This is a genomic window from Bradyrhizobium pachyrhizi (assembly GCF_001189245.1).
Taxonomy (GTDB): domain Bacteria; phylum Pseudomonadota; class Alphaproteobacteria; order Rhizobiales; family Xanthobacteraceae; genus Bradyrhizobium; species Bradyrhizobium pachyrhizi.
This window is the reverse complement of the sequence record NZ_LFIQ01000112.1, coordinates 34,050-60,011: the sequence shown is the minus strand read 5'-3', so window position 1 is coordinate 60,011 and position 25,962 is coordinate 34,050. Positions and strand designations below refer to the sequence as shown.

Sequence of the window (25,962 nt, the reverse complement as noted above, 5' to 3'; positions counted from 1 at the left end):
CCTGCCCGGGGTGCTGACCGGATGCGTACGGTAGGGGATTGGGATTTGCGGTAGAACGCTCTGGCGCCTCGATCGAGCTGATAGCCGGCTGGCCCGCGCTCCGCCCCGGGGAGCCTATCCGTGCGAGCGCGGCATGGGCCGTAGACAGACGCCCCAGCGATCGCTGAAACAAGGGCCTGGTTACCTTCCTAACCATCGCGGCATGACGACCTACCAGCTTGGCAGAGAAGATGATGATGGCCGGTCGGGCGTAAGCTTGAAATGCGATCGGCCACGGTGGGTCAAATTCTAGTTTGCGGCCGTCCCGGTCCCTCTGTCCGTCAACCCCGTACGGGCAACCATCGCTTTACCGACGCTATTCGTCTGCCGCCCGTCAGGGCCCCGCTTGGTCTATCCCCATGGCCGATCAATCCGGGGCGATCTTGCCTCCGCTCCCGTGGAGCGGAGGCAACAATTTGATGTCGACAATGAGCCACGTCGATCGGGCCCTCGCACGGCTCACCTGAGCTACTTGGGGCCCGATCTATACGTTCTCCTTTGATACAAAGGATGCTAGGCCTTCTTCAATCCAGGCAGTTGGGTGAGCGCCCATAAGGTCTCCTTCGGGGCACGGCCCAGCAGTTCTTCAAGCTGCCCTGTCACACGGTTGTAGAAGCCTCCAGCGACGAATTTAACAAGCGTCTTGAGGTGTGCCGCGACATGCGGGTTGTGTGCAAGAGCTTTGTCAATAAACGCCTTGCTCCACTCGTCGGGATCGTGCGGCACGTAGGTGATCTTGCGTCCAATCACGGTCGAGTAGCTCTCGGCAAGATCCTGCGCGCCGATCAGCTCCGGTCCGGTCAATACGTAATCTTTGTTAAGGTGCCCCTTCGGCTCAGCGAGTATCTTTGCGCACAGTTCGGCCACGTCGTACGCCGCGATGGGCGACAGCTTTTGCCGACCGAAAGGCAAATGCAACTCGCCGGACTCCAACATTGGCTTGAGAACAAACCTCGAAACGATGGGATTCTCGTAGAAAATCGTGGCTTGGATATTTACGACAGGAAGGCCGGACCACTTCAGCGCTTGCTCGGATGACCAATGTGCGCGCTGCTGAGGAGACCAGTCCGCGATAAGGCCGCCAAACTCCTTGGCCCGCACCTCCCGGGACGATGTCATCAGATCATACGTCATCCGCGACTGCTCGTACTCCGAGATGTTCACGAACACCTCGATATTCCCCTGGGCTCGCGCCACCGCCGCAAGCAGAATTGTCGCGTCAGTATAGTAGGGGTTCAAGCTCATGCTGAAGTAGACACGGCGACAGCCCTTGATCGCTTTTGCGAGATCTTCCGGATTGAGAAGATCGCCAACGAAGACTTCTACACCCATGGTCCGCAGCGCTTGAGCTCGCTCGTCATCCGTTCGCACGAAGCCGCGAACACGATGGCCGTCCTTGAGCAACATCTCGATCATCTTCTTGCTGACCGAGCCGACCGCTCCGCCAGCGCCGGTGATGAGGATTGGATCATTCTTCGACATTTGATGCCCTAGGTTTGGTTTCTACACATATAAGCTGTAAAGAGCCGCCGTGGCGACCTCAGCCGTAAGCACTATCTCGGCTCACGCCGAGAACGATACGACATTGCTCTGACGACGGATTTCCAGACGCGCGATAGTACGATTGTGTACCTCATCCGGACCATCCGCGACGCGCAGGCCACGGATGAAGGCGTAGCTATGGGCGAGACTGACATCGTTAGTAACGCCGGCGCCGCCCCACGCTTGAATTGCATTGTCGATTACTTTGAGCGCCATGACCGGTGCCGCAACCTTGATCATCGCAATCTCCAGCTTCGCAGCCTTATTGCCGACCTTATCCATCATGTCGGCCGCTTTAAGAACCAGAAGACGAGTACGCTCAATGTCTGTGCGGGCTTCGCCAATACGTTGCTCCCACACAGAGTGTTCAATCAAGCGCTTGCCAAACGCCTCACGCTGATTAAGCCGTTTCACCATAAGCTCAAGAGCTGCCTCAGCAGCGCCTATGGTACGCATACAGTGATGGATGCGGCCTGGTCCAAGGCGCTCCTGCGCGATCTCGAATCCTCGGCCTTCCCCTAGCAGGAGATTCTCGACGGGCACCTTCACGTCTTGGAGCAACACTTGTCCGTGACCATGCGGCGCATCGTCATATCCAAAGAGCGGAAGCAAACGCTCGATGGTAATGCCTGGTGTATCGAGAGGAACCAAGATCTGGGATTGCTGCTGATGTAGGGGGTTATCTGGATTGGTCTTGCCCATCAAAATCGTGATCTTACAACGCGGATCACCAAGACCCGACGAAAACCACTTTCTGCCATTGATGACGTAGTGGTCGCCCTTACGCTCAATCCGCGTCTCGATGTTGGTAGCGTCAGACGATGCGACGGCCGGCTCGGTCATCAAAAATGCAGACCGTATTTCGCCATCCAACAGCGGCCGCAACCATTTGCGCTTCTGCTCCTTATTTGCGTGACGCAAAAGTACTTCCATATTGCCCGTATCCGGGGCGGAACAATTGAACACTTCCGACGCGAACATCGTGCGACCCATATGTTCGGCGCATAACGCATACTCCAGATTGGTCAGACCAGCGCCGTGGAATTCGTCATCCTCGTGCTGATTCGGAGGCATGAACAAATTCCAAAGCCCCTCCGCTTTCGCCTTGGCTTTGAGATCCTCTATAATGGGCAAGACTTTCCATCTCTCGCCCTCCTTTTGCTGCTTATCGTAAGTTACGATGGCCGGCTCGATATGCTTGTCTGTGAAAGCGACGACGCGATCCCGCCACTGACGCTGACGTTCGGACAGATCGAAATTCATAGACTGATCCTCACTCTTCGTCTTTTCAAGAATCGCAAGCTCTTCTCCACCATCGGACCCAAGACTGAATGTTAACGCGTTTCGAACTGTGCTCGTCTGGTGGCCGAGACAGTCCAATAGCTACGGGCTCCTACGCAGCGGTGACAATCAGGATGACACAGGAGGCCAACGTATTTCGGAGCGGCTGGTCGCGCGATGAATCCTTCGGCATCTACTTGAATGATACGAATGCCTTACCGGCGTCGGCGAGCCGCTTGAGCAATGGCACCGGACGCAAGGAATTGTCATTGTCCAATGCAGCCAAGTGCTCTAAGCGCTCGGCAACACGCGTCAGTCCAACTCGTTCGGCAAGGTGCATTGGTCCACCGGTCTGAATTGGCCATGCGAACCCATGGATCCATACAAGATCGATGTCACTAGCACGCTCGGCAATCCCCTCCTCGAGAATTCGTACACCCTCATTGATCATGGGATAGATCAGGCGCTCATGAATCTCTTCATCACTGAACGCCCGTCGAGTGACGTTCAACTTGCGACTGGTATCCACGATCAGCTTTTCAACGTCCGGATCCGGAATAGGTGTGCGCGATCCGGGTTCGTATCGATAGTAGCCTGCTCCGGTCTTTTGCCCGAACCGCCCCGCCTCACACAGCGCATCGTCGATCGGAGAGACTTCCCCGCTGTCTTTTCGCGAGCGCCAACCGATATCGAGACCCGCCAGATCACCCATGGCAAGCGGGCCCATCATGCCGAACTTCCTTGCAACTCCGTCGATCTGCTGAGGAAAAGCCCCTTCGAGCAGCATTTTCCCTGTCTGAGAAATCCGAGGAAGAAGCATGCGATTTCCGACGAAGCCAAACGAAACGCCGACGACGACCGGCACTTTTCCAATATGGCGCGCGAGAGCCGATACGGTCGCCAGCACGTCCGGCGCCGTCACTTTTCCTCGAACGATCTCGCACAACTTCATAATATTTGCCGGGCTGAAGAAATGCATACCGACGACGTCCTCGGGTCGTCTGGTGACGGCGGCGATTGCGTTCACGTCGAGAAATGATGTGTTTGTCGCAAGAATAGCGCCTGGCTTGGCATACTTGTCGATCTCAACGAACACATCCTTCTTGATCTGCATGGTCTCGAACACCGCCTCGATAATGAGGTCCGCGTCGGCGACGTGTTCTAGTCCTACATCGCCCTGGATCAGAGAGATGCGCTTGTTGGCGTCTACTTTCGACATACCGCCACGGGCAGCTGTCGACTCATAATTCTTGCGAATCGTAGCGAGACCCCGCTCAAGAGCTTCTTTTCCAACCTCGATTAGCTTTACGGACACGCCGGCATTCGCGAACGACATCGCAATGCCGCCCCCCATGGTACCTGCACCAACGACAGCGACAGACTTGATCTCTCTCCGCTTGGTATCGCGTGCAACTCCAGCGATCTTGTTGATGCTGCGTTCCGCAAAGAATACATGCCTGAGAGCCTTGGATTGCTCGCTGTCCTTCATGGTCAGGAAGCAATCCCAAGCTCGGTCGATGCCTTCATCGAAGGGCATGTCGAGGCACCACCCTAGGGCCTCCGCGCACGCTAACGCGGTCTCTTTATATGGCGTCCGTTTGACAGCCGCGGCAACCGAATCCGTGAACAACGCTCGGTTGTCTCGTGCTGCAGCAAGTTTCGAATCATCGTCGCGGAGGGCACTAAACGGGCGCCCTTCGGAAATGATCTTTCGCGCGTAGGCAATGCCGGCCGCAATCGGCTCGCCCTCAAATAGATCATCGATTAGCCCGAGTCCGAGCGCTTCGTTGACGCCGATGGGCTCTCCGCCGATGATCATTTCCACCGCTTTGGTGATCCCAATAGCGCGCGGCAGCCGCTGTGTAGCGCCGCCGCCAGGCACAAAACCCAGCTTTACTTCTGGCTGACCAAAGGTCGCGTCGCGCGTGGCGATCCTGAAATGGCACGCCATAGCGATCTCAAGACCCCCACCGAGGGCCACCCCATGAATTGCCGCCACCACCGGTTTGATGCGATTTTCAAAGAATCCATTGATTTCGACGAAACCTGGCCCGCCGCCGCCGTTCGGCAGATCGAATTCCCTGATGTCCGCTCCGCCGATGAAAGTGCGGCCGGCGCATGCCAAGACGACGGCCTTGTATGCCGGGTCTGCCAGCACCTGGGCCATTTGATCGCACAATCCCAGCCGAACCGCTGCATTGAGCGCATTGACCGGCGGATTGTCGACAAGAACGACCGCAACATCGCCATGACTCTGAATCGTAACTGGACTAGTCATAATTCCACCTTCTACGGGACAGACATCCCATACCGTCGGCTTCGCTCGTCATCGACGTAATGTGATTCTGGGAATCAATCGCAGAAGGTTCATGTGTTGGTAAGGCTCAAAATTGGTTCAGAATTATTCACCCGTGATTAGCTGATGGTTGTTCTCGGACCTCTCGACCTTTGGGCTCTTTGCTTCTCGTGAGACCCAGACCGCCATTTCGCGGGGCTGCGCGCTTTGTGACACCCGCACCTTTAAATCTTCGATGCCATTGAGCATCGATCATGCTGCCACATTTGCGTCGTAATATAACTTCGCAAAGGCTCTGCGAGAGATTCCGGTATTCATTAGCAGGATCGGGCCGTGGCACCGGATTAGCCGCTGCTGGGGTCGGCGTAGGCCTACCACGCGCCACGACAGAAGAATTCCTTTGTGACGCCTTAAAGCTCCGCCACGCGCAGGTCTCTCCTCTCACACGAGCGGCATAAAGTCGAACGCTAGCAAAATGTAATCGGGGCGACACCTCTTTATGAATCGGCCACCGAAGCCGCCGCTTTGTTGACAATCCAATGCACGCTGACGCAATCTAGATGGCCGCGTTGGCGCGGCTCTGAGAAGGTTTAGAGGAACGCCCCTGAACTGTGCCAATCCATCGGCGAAACGCCGATGTAATTGTATACCGAGACACTATTTCGAGGTTATGCAAGACCGAATGTTCGAGATGGAGCGGCCGCCAGGCACAAACGAGCTCATGTTCCGTTGACCATCCGTTCGTGACCCTGTGCTCCGATACAGTAGCAGCGTTCGACATGTTGCTCATTGTCGGGATGCATCTTCATCCGATGCGACGCGACAATGTTGGCTCGCAATAGCTCGGTTGCAGGCCTTGACAGCTCTATCGACTATCTCTGATCAGCTCACGGCAACCTCGAAACTGTACCCTTCGAATGCACGCTCAACATCAGACCGCAGCGACGAATCGACGTCTATAAGCGTAACATCAACTTTCATCCCGGTCCTTCGATCGGTCGTTATCTTGATCTCGGTCGGCTTAACCCCTATCGTATCGATGACTTCCCGCGATATCAGTCGACGAACGGCATCGATGCGCAATTGTGGCTTGAATATTTTGCCAATCGCAGTCAACGGAATGCTATCGACCATGTAGTAGTGCTTCGGCCAAGCTGGTCGTTCGGCGATCAGTGGCTCGGCGAAACTTCGGAGTTCGTCGACGCTAACCTCCGCGCCAGGTTTAAGAGTTACGTAGCAGATCGGTAGTTCCCCTGCATACCGATCTGGCTCTCCTACCGCAGCGACAAGCGACACTGCCGGGTGACGTTGGATCGCATCTTCGATCATTTGAGGATCGATGTTGTGGCCGCTTCGGATGATCAGATCTTTAGCGCGACCAGCAATGTAAATGCGGCCGTCTTCGTCCTTGTAGGCGAGATCTCCCGTGTTGAGCACGCCGTCGCGAATGACATCTTGATCGTGCTCGCGACTGCGATAACCAGGCGTCACATTCGGCCCAGAGAGGAAGAGCACTCCCACTTCATATGGAGCGCATTCCTGGCCCAGCGAACCGTCCTCCCCCAGCTGCCTCACCGTTGTACGTGTATAAGGCAGTCTAAATCCCACAGAGCCCGCAACGGGTTCCGCCGCCGTCGGTACAATTGTTGCAAGGCCCCCGCTCTCGGTCATTCCATAGAGCTCGTGGACAGTGACGCCCGTCATTCTTTCGAACTGATCGATCACTGACCTAGGTGCTGGCGCAGCTCCCGAAATTGCTGTCCGAAGGCTTGAGATGTCGGCTCCGTTCAGCGGCACTTGCAGAAGTTGGCCCACCACCGTTGGAATGCCACCAGTCATTGTGACACCGAATCGCTGACATATCTTCCACATGTTCTGCACGATCTGCGTGTTACGAAAGCCGCTCGCTGACAAGATCACAAGACGGCTTCCAGCCATAAGCATAGAAAGCCCGCACAGGATTGACCCGGCTACGTGAAAGAGCGGCAAACCGTGCGGAACAACGTCTTTCTCGGAGATCTCCAGCAAGACCGTTCCACCATAGGCTGCAACGATCTGGTTGCGATGAGTGTGCGCAACCAGCTTCGGAGCGCCTGTTGTGCCGCCAGTATGAAAGTATGCAGCCACTTCGTCCAGTTTGCCAGGCCTCTCAAATCTCAGCACATCTGAATCACGCTCTCCTTGCGACGCCGACCATGCGATAGCACTCTGGTGCACCGGGGCGTCTGCTGGGGATACCTGAACGAGCTTTAACCCCGGCACTAGATTTAATACTGCGAGAGCCTTCTCCCAGATGTCGGAGTTTGGACTAGGCCCGAGAGCAACGAGAATCGATGCGCCGGATGCCCGCACCAACTCAGCTATATGATCGGTTTGAAGAAGATAGTTTATCGGAAGCGCATAGCCCGCAGCTTCGGCCCCCCACAGCGCAAAGTGGGTGTCGACCAGGTGCGGCAGCATGATAGCAACTCCGGGCCGCGGGCCCGCGAGATCGTAAAAGAAGTTAGCTGCCCGCGTAACTCCTCTTAGCAACTCTCTGTAAGATATATCCCGCGGCGCTTCGTCATCTTCACCGGTCGTGAGAAAGGTGAGAGCTGGCTTCCGAGAAAATCTCTTTTCCGCGTTTACGAAAACATCGTAAACACTTTGAAAGCTACAGCGTTCTTCAAAGGTCTTTTCGGTCTCGAACTTCTCGATATCAGCCAGAGTACGGAGCGGATAGCTCACTTCCGACAACATCTTTCCTCTCCTTGCTTTTCCTTTTATCGACATCAACACTCGGCGCATGATACCGCGACAACCCGCGAGGACATTTCAACATACGCCAACAGAATTGTTGCCCTCAGTTAGCGCACAGCATTTCTCGGTCGCGCAGCTTTTACCAGCCTGCGACCGTCACTTTGGTCATCGATTTTTCATCTTCTCGACCTGGTCTGGCCTCGCCGCCAACCTTAGCTATTGTGGTGATAACTGACCTCAGTTCTCGCCTACGTTGATTACTCCGCCGAAGAGTTTCCAGCGATCGCCGACTAGCTTCATCATTTGCAGTTGATGGAGGCCCGTATAGTCGACCGGCGTGACGACGATCTTCATGCCAGGAAGAAGCATGTCGGCTTCATAACCCCTAAGCGCAGTGACTTGCTTCAGCACGTTCTCCCTCGTCAAATCATCACCACACTGCCTGAAGACGTGCACCAACAGTTGCACCGATATGTATCCGGAAGCTACAAGAACATCGGATCGCCCCCCTTCAGGATAGTACTTCGTGAGAAACTCGTTGAAGTTCTCCACCCCACGATCGTTTGACCACTGCGGGTCAGCGCCGTCCTTAACGTAGGTCGCAGTGATGATATCTTGAGATGCGTCCAGTCCCGCCGGCTTTATGACGGTCTCGATCGATGCGACGACACTGCTGATGATATGAACCGGGCTCCACGCGAGCTCGTGAACCTTCTTGATCACCTGTGCGGCGTGCTTTGGGGTCGTGACATCGATGAGGATGTTCGCTCCGGATGACTTGATGCTGACAACCCGTGCGTCGACAGTTGGTTCACTCACCTCATAATTTACCTCGGCAACAAGCATTGCGGAAGCGCTGTCGCTCAGGCCTTTCTTCAGCCCGCTCAGGAGCTCCTTTCCGAAATCGTCGTTTTGATAGATTATGCCGATTTTTCCGGCCGGATATTGCGCAAGGAGGTACTTCCCGAACGCTTCACCTTCCGCGAAATAGCTAGGGCCCAAACCGACGGTCCAAGGAAATTGCCTTGGATTGTTCCACTTGCCCGCACGTGAACCAAGAAACAGTTGCGGCACGCCCTTCGAGTTCAGATACTTTTGCACCGCCGCGTTCGTTGCAGTACCGACAGAGCCAAAGACGAGTAATACTTCGTCGCTCTCAACTAGCCGTCTCGTCTGTTCAACGGTTTTCGGTGGACTGTAGCCGTCGTCGTACGTGATCAGCTTGATCTTGCGGCCGTTGATGCCGCCCTCTTCGTTGATCTTCCTAAAGTAAGCTTCTTCGACCTTGCCCAGTATGCTCGCTGCGGAAGCGGGACCGCTGAGTGGTATCGTACTGCCAATTTTGATCTCGATGTCCGTCACTCCCGGACCGTATGCCTTCTGGGCCTCGGCTCTGCTCATGCTCAACAACATCAGCACGCCAGCAACCATGCCAGCCCACACAGTCGTATTCTGCTTCACGTTCGTCTCCCCCAATAACTGATCGACGTCATTTCACCCATGGAATGGCACGTCACGATCCGCGCCGGGGATACCAGCCAGCACGAACCCGTCTGATAGGATGCGGATGCATTGCAACACCCACCTCGCTACCTACCTCTTCGCGGGACGCGATCGATCATCTGCCGACCAACGCCCTTTTCTCGTCGGCGATCTCGCTATCACTCCTGAACGGACCCGCCTGCCCAGCATCAAGGCGCAGGTATCACTCGGGATGGGTCGCTATCACCATGTGTCTACACACGGTCGCTTCCGGCTTCTTCGCTGCTCAGGCTTCGGCGTAGACCGAAGGCCACTCATTATCCAATGTCGCGTCTCGATTGGGTCGATCACCTGGTCTATTTCAAGTACAGACGCAATGCTGATCGCCTTACCGGTCTCGTACAATTCAGCAACCTTCGTCTTGAAGAACGCCTCACGCTCCGCCGGATCGGAAATCGCGTCCATTTCCCTACGGAAGCCCAGGCGCACGGCACCGTCGAATCCCATGCCTCCAAACTCACCGGTGGGCCATGAGATTGTGAATTTCTGCGCGTGGAAGCCGCCCCCCGCCATTGCTTGTGCGCCAAGGCCGTAACCCTTTCGTAGCACCACAGTGAAATATGGTACGCTGATGCTCGCCGCGGTCACGAACATCCGTGAAACATGTCGCACCAGTGCGGACTTCTCTGCCTCCGGACCGACCATAAAGCCCGGAGTATCACACAAAGATACCAGAGGAATATCGAAGGCATCACACAGCGCCACAAAGCGTGCGGCTTTGTCACTGGCATCGGCATCGATGGCACCGCCAAGGTGCTTTGGATTGTTAGCCAGCAACCCGAAGGGTTGCCCGTCAATTCGAATGAAGGCGGTAATGATACCCACGCCAAACTGAGAACGCAGTTCCAGAACCGAGCCGAGATCCGCAAGCGTATTGATGACATCGCGAATGTCATAAACGCGCAAGCGATTTTCAGGGATTGCGCGTCGTAGCAGCCGCTGGTCTGGCTCACTCCAAGTCTTCAACGATCCTTGGAAATACGAAAGATACTTCTTGGCTGTTTCGATAGCCTCAGCTTCATCTTGCACCAGAATATCAATTACGCCGTTTGGCGCCATCACATTGGCCGGCCCGACTTCCTCCGGCTTGTAAACACCAAGTCCCCCGCCCTCGATCATCGCAGGACCGCCCATGCCCAGATTTGTATCGCGTGTGGCAATGATAACGTCACAGCAACCGAGCAGCGCCGCGTTGCCAGCAAAGCAACGGCCCGACACGACACCTACGAGCGGGATCAGTCCACTCAATCGAGCAAAGGCGCCAAATGTCTTCACGTCGAGGCCGGTAATACCGAGCCCTTCCGTCTCTCCAGGTCGGCCGCCGCCGCCTTCCGCCAACAATACAAGTGGGATTTTCAGCTCCTCAGCGAGCCTAAACATCCGGTCCTGTTTCTGGTGATTGCGCTGGCCTTGAGTGCCGGCGAGCACAGTGTAGTCATAAGCGACGACCATCGTGCGAGATCGATCGTGAGTGAAGTTGCTTCCATTTACCGTGCCGAGGCCGGTGACGATGCCGTCCCCCGGCGTGTTGCGGATGAGATCTTCGTGGGTACGACGAGCCCGCTGCGCGGCAACTGCAAGGGAGCCGTATTCAATGAAACTTCCATCGTCGACCAACGCTGCTACGTTTTCGCGCACCGTGCGCTGATTGGACTTGCGTCGCCGCGCAACCGCATCCGGGCGGTTGGCGTCGAGTGTAAACGCTTGCCGCGCAATCATCTCGGCGAGATCTGGGCGAATAGCATCAAGATCCGGCGCTTCGCTGGCGACCTCTAGAGTGCTTGCAATCTCGGCCGGTTCGATGAAAAGGATCGGGTTGTCCTTATAGAGCGTCTCACCAATTTCGGTCGAGATTCTACGAACCACTCCACTTTGCGGCGCAATGATAAGATGTTCCATCTTCATTGCTTCGACGACAGCAACCTGTTGGCCAGCCCGGACCTGATGGCCCTCCGCGACATCAATTGCAACCACCGTGCTCTGCAGTGGTACCGTGACGGAGACAGTACCAGGCGGCCCCCCCTTCTGCGCGGAGGAGGTCGCCACTAACTGTTCTGTTGCTGCCGCCGCTTCGAAGAATAGCTGCGGATGGGTCGCGGAGGCTTCCGCATGGAGAGGCCGGATGTTGTTCTCTATAAAACGCGTATTGACTCTATTGGCGGCAAATTCTGCGTTACTGAGCAGCGCCTGAAGGAACGATATATTGGTTGCAACACCGTGAATTCGCATCTCGCAAGCAACTCGATACGATTTCGCGACGGCATCGATGAAGTTGGGTGATGGCGAGTGCACGATTAGCTTCGCTAGCAATGAATCGAACGACGTGCTCGTCCGATATCCGACGTAGCCGAACGTATCGACGCGGACGCCAGGGCCGGACGGCATCTCGAAGGCCGTCAACGTGCCGCTGCTCGGCAGCGCATCACCTTTCACATCCATGGTTTCCATATTCACCCGAAGCTGAACGGCATAGCCTCGCGCCACCGCTGGTGTACGCCATAGGCCGAGATCCTCAAGCGTGCAGCCGGCCGCAACCTTGATTTGAGTCGCGACGAGATCGATGCCCATCACCTCCTCCGTCACGGTGTGTTCGACCTGCAGGCGCGGATTGGCTTCTATAAAGGCGAAGTAGGCTCTGTCGCTGGAGTCGCTGGCATCGACAAGGAACTCGAATGTTCCTAGATTGTCGTACTTTGCTGCAACAGCCAACTCGATGGCCGCATCGAGGATTCTCGCCCGCAAACCTTCAGAAAGGGAGGGGCTTGGCGCGATCTCGATCAGCTTCTGGTTGCGCCTTTGGATCGTGCATTCACGCTCACCAAAATGCCGGACGGCGTTAACTCGATCGCCAACGATTTGCACTTCGATGTGACGGGCATCCTCAATCAGACGCTCCACGTAAACCGCATCATCTCCGAAGGCCGCCCTGGCCTCCGAGCGGCAACGGATATAGGCATCTTCGATCTCCTCGGCGTTGCGGACGGCGCGCATACCGCGGCCTCCACCGCCGGAGACCGCCTTGATCATCATGGGGCGGCCGAGCTTACCAAAGAACCTCTTCGCCTCATCGAGACTCGTTGCGCCCACCGTTCCCTCGACTACGGGCACGCCGATCTTCGCCGCTAATTTGCGCGCCACGCCCTTGTCGCCAAACAGATCCAGCGCCTCCGGTGACGGTCCCACGAACGTAATGCCTTCTTCAATGGCACGACGCGCAAAGCTTCCATTTTCGCTTAGGAAGCCATAGCCCGGATGTATCGCATCACATCCCGCTTGCTTTGCGATAGCGACGACGCGTTCGATATCGAGATACGCCGCGGCTCCTGCACGCCCGATCGCGTGGGCTTCGTCGGCTTTGCGCACATGCAAACATTGCTCGTCTTCAATGGAATAGATGGCCGCTGACCTAATGCCAAGCCCAGCAGCAGCTCGCGCAATGCGGATGGCAATCTCGCCACGATTGGCGACTAGCAGCTTCTTGAACGATCTCTTATGCATCGAGCGGCCTATCCAGTCCTTCAGTCTACGAAGGTTGCGCCCCAAGCGCTCCCACCGTTACTATTCATGCCGACGAGAGAGTGAACGACGGCTACCCGGCGTCAGTAACCCAGCGAGAATGCGGGCGTCCCCCAGGAATTACATTGATGTTGAGAGAGGTTCAGTGGGATTTCCCCATTTGAGCGACAAGCAACGATCGGACCGCGTCCAATTCTGCGACGGTCAAAATGACTTATTGCGAGACCTTGCCCTGCGTAACGACCGTTCCCGCGACAAAGTAGGCTCGCGCGAAAACGAGGGGCAATGCCATTATTGATGACAGCCTATTCAGATATGAATTCGGATCGCTCAGGATCTGTCTCGATGCCCCCCGACAAGGCTGGGGCAAATGCCTACCGCGCAATAGCTTCGGTCAGAACGCAGTGGCGTGGAGCAATACGAGGCTATCTTCGAAGCGCTCGCTGCCCGAACTAACTCGGTTCGCGAGAACATCGAGGGCCCCTGCCAGTAAACTAGGGAGTGATACCCTACGGCGACGTGTGCTTCATTCGCGCAGCGATACCTTCTCTCGCTGCAATCGTCCTATGGATCAGATAAGTGTCCACACCGCCTAGGGGTCAGCGAGCAACGAGCGCTGTTAATCGCCCCGGCGAATGGAGCGCCTTCCCTATCCTCGAGCCACGATTTGCAGAGCAGCCTCAATGCCGTCCCGCAGGATTTGGTCCGAGAGCCCCTTGTCTGAGACCGCGCGAGAAAGCTGCATTGCCCCAATTAAGACCGAGAAGATGCCCATTGCCTTTTGGCGACACTTGATCGGGTCCGCGTTCGGGATGTGGTCAGCAATCAGTTGAACAAATTCGATGAGACGCTCTGTGTATGCCGTCCTGATCTTGCGCGGCTGACGCGATATCTCGCTGACCAAAGCGGAGGTCGGACAGCCGATCGAAGGGGTATCACGATGTTTTGGACTGAGATAGTCGCGGATTACGTCTTCGACAACTGCCTCGTCCGATAGAGCTTCAAGCACATGGTCACGCCGCTGATCGAGAGCTGCAATCAGGGTCTCGCGCACCAAGTCATTCTTGGACTTAAAGTGCGCATAGAATGCCCCATTAGTTAAGCCCGCCTCCTTCATCACGCCCGCGAGGCCAGCAGCAGCGATACCGTCAACGCGGAAACGCCGCGAAGCGACTTCGACGATATGCTTGTGAGTTCTCTCGCGGTGACCCTTTTCGTAGCGCATAGTCAGATCTCCACCTGGTCACGCTCTCAACGTCGCCAGCGCAACCGAGTGCCGCCCGCTGTCCGAACACGACTAATAGCAGAAGGTCGTTGTGGGGCAAACGGCAGCCAAGGTTGCTCCACATAACAGCCGATGCAAGGACCGGTATGCAGTATCGGCGTCACGTCATGCAATCTCGAGCGTAGAAGTACGATCGTAATATTTTATTATTATCCAACTCTATAACATCAAGCGACTTTTAGGTAAATAGTATATGACGACCGATGTGCTAGATCGCGACGCTCCATTACTAGAGGTGCCGGTCGGTAATGCTGCGCTGCCAGCCTCCACCGGAGCAAAGCTGAATTCGTCGAGCCATAACCGGGCAAAGGATAGCCGCGACGCGGTTCTTTACGGGCCCGTATTGGTCACGCTTCTCAGATTAGCTCTGCCCACGGTGACGGTGCTGGTTGCTCAAACCGCGGTAAATATAGCAGAGGGATATTATGTCGGTTCTTTGGGGACCGACGCGCTTGCCGGAGCTGCGCTGGTGTTTCCTGTCTTCATGCTAATGATCATGATGTCAAACGGGGGGCTCGGGAGCGGCGTGGCTTCGACGGTCGCACGCGCGATCGGCGCTGGGCGCTTGGAGGACGCTGACGACGCACTCTTTCATGCCGTTTTGCTCGCCATTTTCGTCGGCGCTCTGTTCACGGGCTCCCTGTTTGTGGGCGGTCCGGCGCTCTACCGAATGTTGGGGGGCCGCGGACCTGCGCTCGATGCTGCTGTCACTTACTCGAACTATCTTTTCGCCGCCTCTATCCCGGTCTGGATTGTCAATCTACAGTCGGCGGCACTTCGAGCAGCAGGCAACGTCAAAGTCCCTGCACTCGTAACGCTCATCGGCGCAATCGTTACGATCCCACTTTCACCGGTCTTTATTTTCGGGTTGTTTTCGCTTCCTCCGCTTGGGATTGCCGGCGCCGGTCTCGCTTTTGGACTCTATTACGCCGCGGCAACGCTATTCCTCCTTGCTTATATGCTCTCGGGGCGTGCCGGCATGTCTTTCCGAGTAGTCCGCCCACGGGGCGGGCTAATCCTGGATATGCTGAAGGTCGGGATTCCCACTGCCTTGAACGCGTTGCTGGCTAACCTCACGGTCATCTGTATCACGGGAGCGGTCGGACTGTTCGGAACCCACGCCCTCGCAGGATACGGAATTGCCGCCAGGCTAGATTACATCATGATACCTCTCCTTTTTGGTATCAGCACCGCCACATTGACGATGGTCGGCATAAATATGGGAGCAGGCCAAACTATTCGGGCAAGAAGGATCGGTTGGACCGGAGGAGTTGTGGGATCATTCCTTACAGGGACTATAGGTTTGGCAGTGGCCACGTTTCCTACGATGTGGTTGAATTTGTTTAGTTCGGATCCGATCGTAGTTAGTGAAGGCACAACCTATTTGCGGATCGTCGCTCCCGCTTACTGCGCCCTGGGACTTGGCTTCGTCATATCGTTCGCTGCCCAAGGCACAGGACGGGCAATTCGTCCGCTTGTCGCCTCGATCGCTAAAACGGGGATAGGTGCAGGTGGCAGCTGGATTGCGGTTGCATATCTCAATGCGGGGATGACGGTCCTCGCGACCATGGTCGCCATATCGATTGTAGTTAGTGCTGCGATATGCGTCTCATTGATGCTTTCGCGCGCCATTTGGCGTCCACCAGCACGCTGATCGACGATCCGCTTACTGAATGGACTTTGCTCGACAAATCGGCCAGGCGCTTCCGATTTCAGCTTACGAGATACGCCTCGGGCGGCTCACCCGGTGATCATCCTGTGACGATGTTTCGATTGATCCCCTGGTGTCTCACTCAGGTCTATTCACCGCTTTCGTCATCCGCGCCGTCGGCGGGTACCAATAGTCCCATGGGGCGTCTCCCACTACGTCGCGGGCTTGCGCTAACGCGTCCCGAACATCCAACTTCGGCTTCGGCATGCAGAGTTCGAACAGGTCATTTTTTCTCGGAATTGAAGGAGTTCAGTGATGCAGGTTGGCGACAAAGTCGTTGTTGTGACCGGAGGCGGCAATGGCATTGGCAAGTCGCTATGCGAAGTGTTTCATCGTGCTGGCGCCGCCAAGGTCGTGGTCGCCGACATCAATCATGATAACGCGAGAACGGTTGCCGCATCCATCGGCGGCGCCGCCTTCAAATGCGATGTTGCGCGGGAGACAGACATCCAGCACGTCATCGAGCAGACTGAACAGCAATTCGGGCCCATCTCATTGTTCTGCTCTAATGCCGGTATCGGTAGCGGCTTCGATCCGATCGCAGTCAACGCCGGCGGGTCGTCCGACGAGCCTTGGGCGCAAAGCTGGGCAATCCACGTCATGGCACATGTCTACGCCGCGCGGCATTTGATTCCGCTCATGAAGGCTCGTGGCGGCGGCTATTTCCTCAATACCATCTCAGCCGCGGGCCTCCTATCGCAGGTCGGAAGCGCTGCCTATTCGACAACCAAGCACGCCGCGGTAGGCTTTGCGGAGAATCTCGCAATCTCGCATCGCGCTGACGGCGTAAAGGTCTCGATCCTGTGCCCTCAGGGCGTCGACACCGACATGCTTCATTCAATTCCCAAGGGTCCCCAATCCGGCGATGGTGACTTGAGCCCGGAGCAGGTGGCTCAGGACGCTCTCAATGGCATCGAGCAGGAGAAATTCCTGATTCTACCGCATCCGCAAGTGCTCGGTTACATGCGCAAGAAGACCGAGAATTACGATCGCTGGATCGGCGGAATGGCCAAGATCCAAGCGGCGATGCGCGAAGCCGGCGGCCGGCACTGAGAGACGTCATGTGGACGCAAGCATGGCCCTCGTAATTCGAGAGATGAGATTGGCAGTTGTGCCTGCTGAGCTTTGGCGTGCTGCTTGCCCTCTGCTGTGGTCAGACCACGCGATGCTCAACCAGGTGACCATCCTTACCTGATCGGCTTCTTCGAAAGGCGTATGCCGGTGTTTGTTTGCTGAGCTGGGCGTTGTCGTTTACCGCTTCAATGCGGCAACTGCGACACAAGCCATGGTCCCGTCCTTGGGCGCAGCACCGTCCCTTCTCATTTTCGCTCCTCGCTCAGCTACCAGGCCGTCGCGGTCGCGCAACCGTCATTGGGGACGTCTAATACAACGCTCCTCCTGGAGCGGCATCCGGCTGTGTCTAACCGCAAGCGGGATTTGAACGAACACCGTCTGGGCACTCGTGAATAAAGGTTCGAACACGACGCCAATCTTCGCCAATTAACTATTGTATTATGATCATGCTTTTATGTTAGATGATCTAATTAGCACAATGGCTAGTCACGCTGGAGAAAAAACGTGTCATCAACCGCAACCGCCGCTTCGAGCACTGAGCTGACAGAACTTGGTCTGGCGGAAGCCGCAGCTTCGATCCGAAACGGTGAGACTACATCCGAGGCCTACACTTCCGGGCTGCTGAAGCAGGCTAAGAAATACGCCACTCTCAACTCCTTTATCACGATCGACGAAATTTCCGTTCTGTCCGCGGCCAGGGACGCGGACAAGGCGCGCGCCGCCGGGCTCAGTTCTAGAGCTCCACTTCTTGGCGTCCCGATTGGAGTTAAGGACAGTTACGCAACGCGCGGACTCCCTACATCACTCGGGTTAAAGCTACTGAAGGATTACGTTCCCAGCGACGATGCTGAAACTGTCCAGGCGATTAAGAATGCTGGCGGGATTGTTTTTGGGAAAAACAACCTCGTAGAAATGTCATACGGTCTGGTAGGGCACAACCTCCACTTCGAGCAAGTGAAGAACCCGTATGGCCTCGAGCACGTCTCCGGTGGGTCATCCAGCGGATCGGGAGCATCCGTTGCCGCACGCATCGTTCCAGCCTCACTCGGCGGCGATACCATTGGTTCGATCCGAGTGCCTGCATCCCTCTGCGGCGTAGTCGGATTCAAGCCTACTACGGGAAGATGGCCAGTCACACGGGTCGCTCCGATCGCGGATACCCTCGATACGACTGGTGTTCTTGCTCGCAAGGCAGAAGATTGCGCGCTGATTGACCAGATCGTTACCAATTCTTCTGCACTCCCGACCTACGACCGATCTGATCTCAAAGGAACAAGGTTTATCTACGCCCCCCGGCAGTACCTTGACTGGATCGATCCGGAGGTTGAAGCTCGGTTCAGAGAAACGCTAAGGGCGCTGAGGGAGGCCGGCGCCGCGGTATTGGAGGTCGATCTCGGCGACGACTTCTCTGAGCTCGCGGGAAATTTGACGTGGGCGATCATGTTCCGCGAAACTCATAAAGCGATTTCGACGTTTCTTACTGACAATCATCTTCCAGTATCGTTTGAGGATATCCACGACGCGCTCAAGCCGGAACTTAAGGGAGCGTGGAGCCATCTCGTCTTACCAACGGGAGCTGGCTATATCTCTGACGAGGCTTTCAGAAAACTACTAATGATCGATCGACCGGAGCTGCAGCGGCGGTTAGCTAATGCGCTTATTCAAAATGATTCCATCGCGCACATCTTCCCTACGACGCCTTGCCCGGCACCGCGGATTGACGAGCAGTCAAGCTTTAAGATTGCTGATAAGGAGGCGACGGATCTGACACTTTCGAAAAACACTATCCCAACTAGCGGAGCCGGACTGCCGGGCATCAACATCCCGATCGGTCTCTCGAGCGCGGGCCTTCCAATTGGCCTGGAGATCGACAGTGCCTCCGGTAACGACCGAACACTTCTTGAGATAGGCCGACGCGTGCAAGCTATCGTGGGCGAGCTCCCAGCACCGACACTATGACCTACGCTCTGCGCAGTCCTGAGAATCTCGCATCAGCAGGGCCGCGCAAGCGATGTCTCCGCAGGCTGGAATTCCACGCAGCTCGTGCTCGGCTGCTCACGTGAATAGAAGGAAGGGCCGCGATCCGGCTGATCGCGGCCCACTCGTGATCATTCCGAATCGGCGCGAAGAACATCGCTAACTTGTTCCCAGCGAGATCCGGTCCAACGCTGCAACTGCATCTGTGTGAAATTCATATTACTGGCTTCAGTGGTAGTAACGGTGATGCCTGGCATTAGTGTCGGCAGCACCAGAGCTTTCAGACTTTTGGCTTGCTTGATGATGTTTTCGCGAGATAGATCATTCCCGCACAGTTCGATGATCTTTTCGAGCAGGATACCCTGCGTGTATCCCACAAGGTAGTTTGTGTCAGAGATGTCAGCACCAGGCATATATTTGGCAAGAAATTCCTTGTAGTCCTTTATCCCCTGATCATCGTCCCACCTCGAGTCAGTAGGATCTTTGAGGACGGTTCCAGCGACAACACCAACGGACACGTCCAATCCGGCAGGTTTAAGCGTACCGCCCACGGAGCTCGATGGATAATTGAGCATGATCGTTGGCTTCCACCCCAGTTCAGCTGTCTTTCGGATAGCCTGTGCAGCAAACTTCGGGGTACCGGCCACAAATAGCGCGTCAACATTTGCGCTGCGAAGCGCGACAATTTGCGACTCGATGGTGGGACTAGTGATCTCATAAGCGACCGCCGTCACCTTCTTTTCAAAGTCTTCCTTCAAGACGCTTTGGAACGCCTTGACGTAGTCCTTACCAAGGTCATCGTTCTGGTACAGAATTCCGTACTTTCCATTCGGCAGCGTACTAAGAAGGTACTTCGCGTAGATTTTTCCTTCCGTATCAAAACTTACAAGACTGGTCGTTGTTAGGGGAAACTCCTTCACGTTGGTGAATTTGGCCGACCCACTGATGATTCCAAGCGTCGGCACTTTCTTCGCCGTCAAATATTTTGCGGTTGCAGTATTCCCGGGCGTACCTAGTTGGCTAAACATGAAGGCGACTTCATCGTTCTCAATAAGCTTGCGTGCGTGCTCGACAGCTTTCGGAGGACTGTACGCATCATCGTACGAGATGTAGTTTACCTTTCGGTGATTGATACCACCCGCATCGTTGACTTGCTTGACGTATGCAGTGACGGCCCTCCCAATAAGCCCCAAGGACGATGCCGGGCCGCCATATGGAAAGATGCCACCAACCTTGATCTCCGTTGCAGTGACCCCGATGGGATCATCTGCAAGCACAGGCGTCGCCACCACCACGAATGCTGCTGCGAGCGCTACTTGAAGAGTTGCTTTCATAAAATAGTTCCTTCCCTCGTTACATTTGGCATTCGGCTAAGCCGCCATGCGCAACAGATCGACGATCTCTGCCTCATTCTTGAAAGGACGCGGGTTCGCTTGAACAAAGCGGTGTTTGATCGCGATCTTGCTAATCTGCTCGAACTTGTCTTCGGTGATACCCACATCGGAAAGTCGACTGGGTAGCCCAAGCTTGCTCGTAAACTGTGCAAATGCATCACCTGCAGGCTCACCCGGAGCACCCAGAGCGGTCGCCAACCGCATCTGAGCGTCTTCGGTGAACGGGGCGTTGTAGCGGAGAACGCTCGGCATAATCACGGGCGTGCAGTAATAGTGAGGCACATCAAAAGTGCCGCCGAGTACGTGACCGATGCCGTGACTTGCCCCCATCGGGATACGGGCTTGCAGTCCAAAAGCCGAGAGCCAGGAGCCATACTGAGATAGCCGGCGCGCCTCGATATCACCGGGATTATCTAACGTCCGAAGCATTCCTTCTCGCAATATCCGAATGCCAGCCAGGACGACTTCATCAGCTAGGGGGTCGCCGGCCGGAGAGCACAGGGCCTCGATACCGTGATCCATGGCACGGGTCCCCGACCCCATCCAAAGATTCGACGGTGTGTGACGAGTGAGGAACGGATCCAAAATGATGGAAATCGGCATCATCTCAGGATGCATGAAGATCTGCTTCAGCTTATTGCGCTCATCGGTCACAAGAGCCGCAGCATTGTACTCGCCCCCGTTCAGGGTTGACGGAATGGCGATCTGCCGGACCCGAGGTGCTCGGAATGGCGAGGAACTCATTCCGGGAGCAATGGCAAATTGATCGAAGCCAGCTTCGTCGCGGATGTCGTGCTCCATCGCCATGATGACAATCTTGGCAAGGTCGACAGCGGAGCCTCCACCAACAGCGACAATCAGATCTGCTTTGGCAGACTTAGCCTCTAGAGCGACTTTGGCTGCCTCTTTGCGTGTTGTATGTTGAGCAATACCGTCGATAGTTGTTGCATGTCGCGCGCCCAATTTCAGACGGATTCTCTCGATCTCGTCGGTTTGAGTATTTAGCGTCCGACTAACGATAAGAAACACACGCTGGGCGTTGAGCCGCTCGGCCTCGTCACTCAGGGCGTCTGACGCCGGCTTCCCATAAACAACACGATCCATTGTTGGAAAGTTGTGAGCTCCACTCTTGCGCATCATTCGCCTCCAGGTCTCCTAAGATGAGTCAACTTTATTCAGTTCGTTACTTGCCGCGATGGATAGAACACTGCGCGATCCGACCCGCGGCTCTACATCACGCAACTGTTCGCTCGGCATCGACAAAGACATGCATGTGTGGAGGCGGCCAATAATAGCCACCTCCCCTCCTGGCACATCGGCGACAGCCGCGTTCTATTACGCCGGGCCAGAGATAGAGCCGACGACAGCCTCAACGCGCTGCGCGATCTCAAGCAAGCTTGAATCGCGACCGGTTCCTGCGTCTAACTCCAGGCCGACGGGCAGATTATTCGCGGCTAATCCCATGGGAATGCTAATGCCGGGCAGTTCTGCGCAATTGGCCGCAAACGTATTTCTCGCAAGAACGGTGAAGAGCGTCTTCTTACCGGCGACGGGAAACTCCCATTGAGTGTCAATGCGCGGAGCTGTACAGGGCGTTGTGGGGAACACGAGCGCATCCACTTGTGCAAACGTCTCGCGATAGCGCCGCTTAAGTTCTGGTCGGTCTTGCTTCATGAAACTCTGATAGGCCTCTTCGCCGAAGTATTGTGCGCCCGTTGGCAAGACAAATGTTGACCACCCGTCTTTGATCTGCGGCGTGAGATCCTCATAGATTTGCTCAAACGTAACTGGCACGTTGTTTTTCTTCAGGAAATCTGAGATCGCCGGCTTTGTCTCGTGAAAGAAGATCCCCCAAGTTGATCGTTCTGCAATCGCGGAGAAATCTTGCCCGAGGTCTATTTCAACAATTTCAGCACCCGCATCTTTCAGCTTTGAGAGCGTTTCCCGGAACAGCTTCTCGACGTCAGCGTCGGCCACATCGAGGTGAACCTTCGGCGCATATCCGAGCTTGATGCCTTTTAGGTCGACCCGATCCTTCGGTGTGGCAAGTGACGCCTTGGTAACGACCGCGTCGATATACGCGCAGTCGCCGACACTCCGCGCCAGGACGCCGGTCGTGTCCAGCGTACCTGAGATTGGAGCAACGAGATCGCCGGACCAACGGCCCTGCGTCGGCTTAAAACCCACCACTCCGCAGAGTGATGCAGGAACGCGGATTGAACCAACGGTATCTCCGCCAAGCGCGGCCGGAACCAGACGGGCGGCCACCGAAGCTGCCACGCCGCTCGACGATCCGCCGGTCACGTGAGCCTTGTTGTAAGGATTTCGGGGTTGTCCGTGATGTGAATTGGCCCCCGTCAAGCCGTACGACATCTCCACGAGATTGTTCTTGCCGAACACAAGACCTCCGGCATCTCTGACGGATTGTACGACGGGCGCATCCTGACTGGGCCTGAAATTGTTCAAGACCGCGGTTCCGAAAGTCGTCGGAAGATCCCGCGTCATGTAGCTGTCTTTCACAGACAGAGGCACACCGAGGAGCGGTGCGGACTTACCCGCGGCCCGGTCGTTATCCGCGGCCTTTGCGGCCCGCAGTACCACTGCCTCGTCGATGGTGATGAAGGCGTCCAGATCTGAATGTTCACGGGCGCGGCGCAGCAGCCTGGTCGCAAGCTCCTCGGAGGTAGTCGTACCATTTTTGATTGCCAAAGCAGCAGCGCGAACGCCCAATTCATGGGCCTCGTTACCTGCATGTGCCGACCTGCCGTTGGTCAGACCTGCGCCGACCAACGTCGTCGCAGCAATGCCCTTCATGAGAACTCGTCTATCAATCGACGACTGGCCCTGGCTGGCGTGAACCTTATCGGGTCCGGCCTTTTCGATTTCCGTGGACATGCAGACAACTCCCTTTTTGCTTGCAACATGCCGCGTGCCGCGGCGCATCGAGGCATAGAATATCGGTCATAATACCATATGCCGATCATCATTCAATAGCTATAACGTAACCCGCAAGGCGATCAGCTTTCGGAACATCAGGGCATCCGAGCTATGTTTCGAGCTCAGCGAAGGCCGGCCCCCCTCCCACGGAACACGGAAAGCTCGCGATTGTCATAGCCGACGACCTTCCCGCGCGATGGCGAGAAAACGCTGCGCACGCCTCGCGTCTTAGCCTGGCCGGTAAGCCGCTCGAACGAAATTACTAGTTGATCTTGGAGCAGACGTGTCCCCGGACCACTACCGCCAAAAGCAGTCTCACGACCTAACTATGGAAGAGGCTTCCAGACCGCCTGGCCATGGGAAATCGATCGCAATCCTTGCGATCTTGTCCGCTCGTTTGCCACCGAGCACGACAATCTTATTGGAGACAAAGGTAGCTTCGAACTCACCGCACCGGCGATGGATTGATGTAAGGACCGCGGCCGCACTCACCGAAAGTTGGAATTTTCGACGAGATCGCGATCAAACGCTCAAGGTCTTGATTAAGCGGCCCAGTCGCCAGCCTGGACTTGCCACGCGAGCTCCGGAAATGCTCATGCGCCTTCACCGCTTACGAATGTTTGCGGGTCGAGCAAGCGCCGACGACTTCTCGACACTCGGCCGGTCTTTGCGAAGCCGAGCGGGGCTGCTGTTGAGGTTGGCCGCCGGTTTAGTCACTGCGCCTTTGGACCCGGAACCAAATCTGTGCCGATTAAAAGACACCGCACCCGGACCAGCCACCACTTCGATATCCTCCAATCTGAGCGATTTACCCCCTGCAGTCCGAAAATCCGGATACACTATTTCCTGGCCGTTTTCGCGATCGTTGAAGATAACTTGCGGCCCTGCAGGCTCAGCCAGCCAATCGTCACCCCATTTTTTTAGCGCAAGATAAACCGGGAAGAAGTCGCGGCCTTTATCAGTGAGCACGTATTCATAGCGTCCCGCGTGTTCCGGCAACCGGACGCGCGTCATTATCCCAGCCTCGGTTAGTTTCTTCAGCCTCGCGCTGAGAATATTGGAAGCCAACCCAACGTACCGCTCGAAATCGTCGAAGCGTTTGACGCCGTAGTAGGCCTCCCTGAGCAGTAGAATCGACCAACGATCGCCAATAGCATCCATCGCTCGCGCCACCGAGCAAACCTCATTGGCGATCCGCGCCCTTCTCTCTTTTGGCATCTCGAGTCCCGAAATGTTCAATGCTGCTCCAGAAGGAGCCAAGCGATTGACATATGCTTACAATCATTGCCGGATTTTGGCTAGTTGTACCGGACTCGGCTTTCGAGGATTACTCCTCTCTGCTATCGGGCCTCATTTCCGACATGGACAATCGGCCCGAACACCTCCCAGCGCTCACCGACCAGACGCCTCAACTGCATCGCTTCGATCGGGGCGAAATCATCCGGACCGGTCGTGATAGTAATCCCGGACTGCAGCATGTCGAGTTTTAGATCTTTGATATTCGCTGCCTGGCGCATGATGTTCTCGCGCGTGAGATCGTCGCCCGCCATTCGTATTACATGCACGAGTGTTTGTGCCATCAGATATCCTTGGGTATTCAAACCACTGGAGATGTCGGCCGAAGGATAATACTCTGCTATAAATTTGAGGTAGCTCTTTAGCCCGGCATCGTCCGCCATCGCGGGGTCGGTTGGGTCCTTCATGAAGCCACCGGTAATGATGCCCTGCGAAACATCGAACCCAGCCGGCTTAATGACGCTGCCAATCGATGACGCCGGAATATTGACGATCTGGACGGGCTTCCAACCGAGTTCGGCAATCTTGCGGATCGCTTGAGCAGCGAATTTGGGCCCGCAAAAGTTCATAAATATATCGGCTCCGCTCGCCTTGAGCTGTACGACTTGCGATTCGATGGTCGGTTGTGACACTTCATAGCTCATCGCGGCGACGATCATCCCTACCTTGTCGCCGAGTCCGCGCTTCAGGCCTTCCAAGATATCTTTTCCGTAATCGTCGTTCTGGTAGATGACTGCTATTTTTCCGCCGGGATGGTTGGCTGCGACGTACCGGCCATACACGGTGCCTTCATCCAAAAACGACGGCTGCCACGCCGTAGTCCACGGAAAATTCTTCGGGTCGTTCCATTTAGAACCGCCACCGCCGACAAACAGCTGCGGCATCTTCTTCGCATTCATGTACTTATGAATGGCTGTGTTGGTAGGCACTCCAAAGGTACCAAACAGCAGCAGAACCTCGTCGCTTTCCACGAGTTTCCGCGCCTGCTCCACGGTCTTGGGCGGACTATAGCCATCATCATAGCTGATGAACTTGATCTTGCGCCCATTGATGCCACCTTCAGCGTTGACCTTGTCGAAATAGGCCGCTTCCGCCCTGCCCATTTGGCCCCAAGCGGATCCTTGGCCGCTATAGGGCATCGTGTTGCCGATCCTTATTTCGGCGTCGGTGGCGCCCGAATCGTATTTCTTCTCGGCTGCAGATGCCAATCCGCCGACGGACATTCCGCTCACCGTGGCTACAATCACCAATTGCAGCAAAACGATCGCTCGCATCGCACAATCTCCCGACATCAGTTGTCGCTTCCGGCCACGAGATATTCGTGGTCGGTTGA

The 25,962-nt window shown here is 55.9% G+C and carries 15 protein-coding genes; 3 read left to right on the top strand and 12 right to left on the bottom strand.

All coding sequences use genetic code 11. The annotated features are described in order from the left end of the window. Window positions 1-552 precede the first annotated feature (552 nt). From AKL29_RS29135 to AKL29_RS29105, 7 genes are all read right to left on the bottom strand, one after another. Window positions 553-1,521 carry an NAD(P)H-binding protein gene (locus AKL29_RS29135; protein WP_050386531.1) on the bottom strand — a complete coding sequence of 323 codons (969 nt, stop codon included), beginning with the start codon at window positions 1,519-1,521 and terminating at the stop codon, window positions 553-555. Between the two features lie 81 nt (window positions 1,522-1,602). After that, entirely contained in the window at window positions 1,603-2,844 is a 1,242-nt protein-coding gene (locus tag AKL29_RS29130) for an acyl-CoA dehydrogenase family protein (protein WP_050386542.1), read from the bottom strand. Window positions 2,845-3,055: 211 nt separating this feature from the next. Then, a complete protein-coding gene (locus AKL29_RS29125; protein ID WP_050386530.1) occupies window positions 3,056-5,140 on the bottom strand; it encodes a 3-hydroxyacyl-CoA dehydrogenase NAD-binding domain-containing protein in 2,085 nt (694 codons plus the stop codon). 900 nt (window positions 5,141-6,040) lie between these two features. Continuing rightward, entirely contained in the window at window positions 6,041-7,897 is a 1,857-nt protein-coding gene (locus AKL29_RS29120) for an acyl-CoA synthetase (RefSeq protein WP_050386529.1), read from the bottom strand. A 237-nt stretch (window positions 7,898-8,134) separates the two neighbouring features. Further along, a complete protein-coding gene (locus AKL29_RS29115; RefSeq protein ID WP_244482486.1) occupies window positions 8,135-9,358 on the bottom strand; it encodes an ABC transporter substrate-binding protein in 1,224 nt (407 codons plus the stop codon). A gap of 264 nt (window positions 9,359-9,622) precedes the next feature. Next, complete coding sequence (locus AKL29_RS29110) at window positions 9,623-12,937, bottom strand: carboxyl transferase domain-containing protein (RefSeq protein WP_050386528.1); 3,315 nt, start codon at window positions 12,935-12,937, stop codon at window positions 9,623-9,625. A gap of 667 nt (window positions 12,938-13,604) precedes the next feature. Beyond that, a complete protein-coding gene (locus AKL29_RS29105; protein ID WP_050386527.1) occupies window positions 13,605-14,180 on the bottom strand; it encodes a TetR/AcrR family transcriptional regulator in 576 nt (191 codons plus the stop codon). A 253-nt stretch (window positions 14,181-14,433) separates the two neighbouring features. On the opposite strand from AKL29_RS29105, the gene AKL29_RS29100 reads away from it, so the two are divergent. The 3 genes from AKL29_RS29100 (at window position 14,434) to AKL29_RS29090 (ending at window position 18,984) form a co-directional block, all read left to right on the top strand. Beyond that, window positions 14,434-15,894, top strand: a complete 1,461-nt coding sequence (locus tag AKL29_RS29100) for an MATE family efflux transporter (protein WP_082190751.1) — start codon at window positions 14,434-14,436, stop codon at window positions 15,892-15,894. A gap of 312 nt (window positions 15,895-16,206) precedes the next feature. Further along, entirely contained in the window at window positions 16,207-17,004 is a 798-nt protein-coding gene (locus tag AKL29_RS29095) for an SDR family oxidoreductase (protein ID WP_050386526.1), read from the top strand. 525 nt (window positions 17,005-17,529) lie between these two features. Continuing rightward, the gene (locus AKL29_RS29090) at window positions 17,530-18,984 is read left to right on the top strand and encodes an amidase family protein (protein WP_050386525.1); all 1,455 of its coding nucleotides are present in this window, start codon (window positions 17,530-17,532) and stop codon (window positions 18,982-18,984) included. Between the two features lie 149 nt (window positions 18,985-19,133). On the opposite strand, the gene AKL29_RS29085 is transcribed toward AKL29_RS29090, so the two are convergent. The 5 genes from AKL29_RS29085 to AKL29_RS29065 form a co-directional block, all read right to left on the bottom strand. Beyond that, a complete protein-coding gene (locus tag AKL29_RS29085) occupies window positions 19,134-20,336 on the bottom strand; it encodes an ABC transporter substrate-binding protein (protein WP_050386524.1) in 1,203 nt (400 codons plus the stop codon). Between the two features lie 36 nt (window positions 20,337-20,372). Then, the gene (locus AKL29_RS29080) at window positions 20,373-21,536 is read right to left on the bottom strand and encodes an iron-containing alcohol dehydrogenase (RefSeq protein WP_347336997.1); all 1,164 of its coding nucleotides are present in this window, start codon (window positions 21,534-21,536) and stop codon (window positions 20,373-20,375) included. Between the two features lie 195 nt (window positions 21,537-21,731). Further along, the gene (locus tag AKL29_RS29075; protein ID WP_244482485.1) at window positions 21,732-23,291 is read right to left on the bottom strand and encodes an amidase family protein; all 1,560 of its coding nucleotides are present in this window, start codon (window positions 23,289-23,291) and stop codon (window positions 21,732-21,734) included. 645 nt (window positions 23,292-23,936) lie between these two features. After that, the gene (locus AKL29_RS29070) at window positions 23,937-24,572 is read right to left on the bottom strand and encodes a winged helix-turn-helix transcriptional regulator (protein WP_244482484.1); all 636 of its coding nucleotides are present in this window, start codon (window positions 24,570-24,572) and stop codon (window positions 23,937-23,939) included. Between the two features lie 101 nt (window positions 24,573-24,673). Then, complete coding sequence (locus AKL29_RS29065; protein WP_082190750.1) at window positions 24,674-25,903, bottom strand: ABC transporter substrate-binding protein; 1,230 nt, start codon at window positions 25,901-25,903, stop codon at window positions 24,674-24,676. Window positions 25,904-25,962: the final 59 nt, after the last annotated feature.

Bases quoted from the DNA above. Each gene is read 5' to 3' on its own strand.
- AKL29_RS29120 (WP_050386529.1), bottom strand. From the start codon at position 7,897: ATGTTGTCGGAAGTGAGCTATCCGCTCCGTACTCTGGCTGATATCGAG.
- AKL29_RS29075 (WP_244482485.1), bottom strand. From the start codon at position 23,291: ATGTCCACGGAAATCGAAAAGGCCGGACCCGATAAGGTTCACGCCAGC.
- AKL29_RS29110 (WP_050386528.1), bottom strand. From the start codon at position 12,937: ATGCATAAGAGATCGTTCAAGAAGCTGCTAGTCGCCAATCGTGGCGAG.
- AKL29_RS29125 (WP_050386530.1), bottom strand. From the start codon at position 5,140: ATGACTAGTCCAGTTACGATTCAGAGTCATGGCGATGTTGCGGTCGTT.
- AKL29_RS29085 (WP_050386524.1), bottom strand. From the start codon at position 20,336: ATGAAAGCAACTCTTCAAGTAGCGCTCGCAGCAGCATTCGTGGTGGTG.
- AKL29_RS29065 (WP_082190750.1), bottom strand. From the start codon at position 25,903: ATGCGAGCGATCGTTTTGCTGCAATTGGTGATTGTAGCCACGGTGAGC.
- AKL29_RS29130 (WP_050386542.1), bottom strand. From the start codon at position 2,844: ATGAATTTCGATCTGTCCGAACGTCAGCGTCAGTGGCGGGATCGCGTC.
- AKL29_RS29135 (WP_050386531.1), bottom strand. From the start codon at position 1,521: ATGTCGAAGAATGATCCAATCCTCATCACCGGCGCTGGCGGAGCGGTC.
- AKL29_RS29100 (WP_082190751.1), top strand. From the start codon at position 14,434: ATGACGACCGATGTGCTAGATCGCGACGCTCCATTACTAGAGGTGCCG.
- AKL29_RS29095 (WP_050386526.1), top strand. From the start codon at position 16,207: ATGCAGGTTGGCGACAAAGTCGTTGTTGTGACCGGAGGCGGCAATGGC.
- AKL29_RS29105 (WP_050386527.1), bottom strand. From the start codon at position 14,180: ATGCGCTACGAAAAGGGTCACCGCGAGAGAACTCACAAGCATATCGTC.
- AKL29_RS29080 (WP_347336997.1), bottom strand. From the start codon at position 21,536: ATGATGCGCAAGAGTGGAGCTCACAACTTTCCAACAATGGATCGTGTT.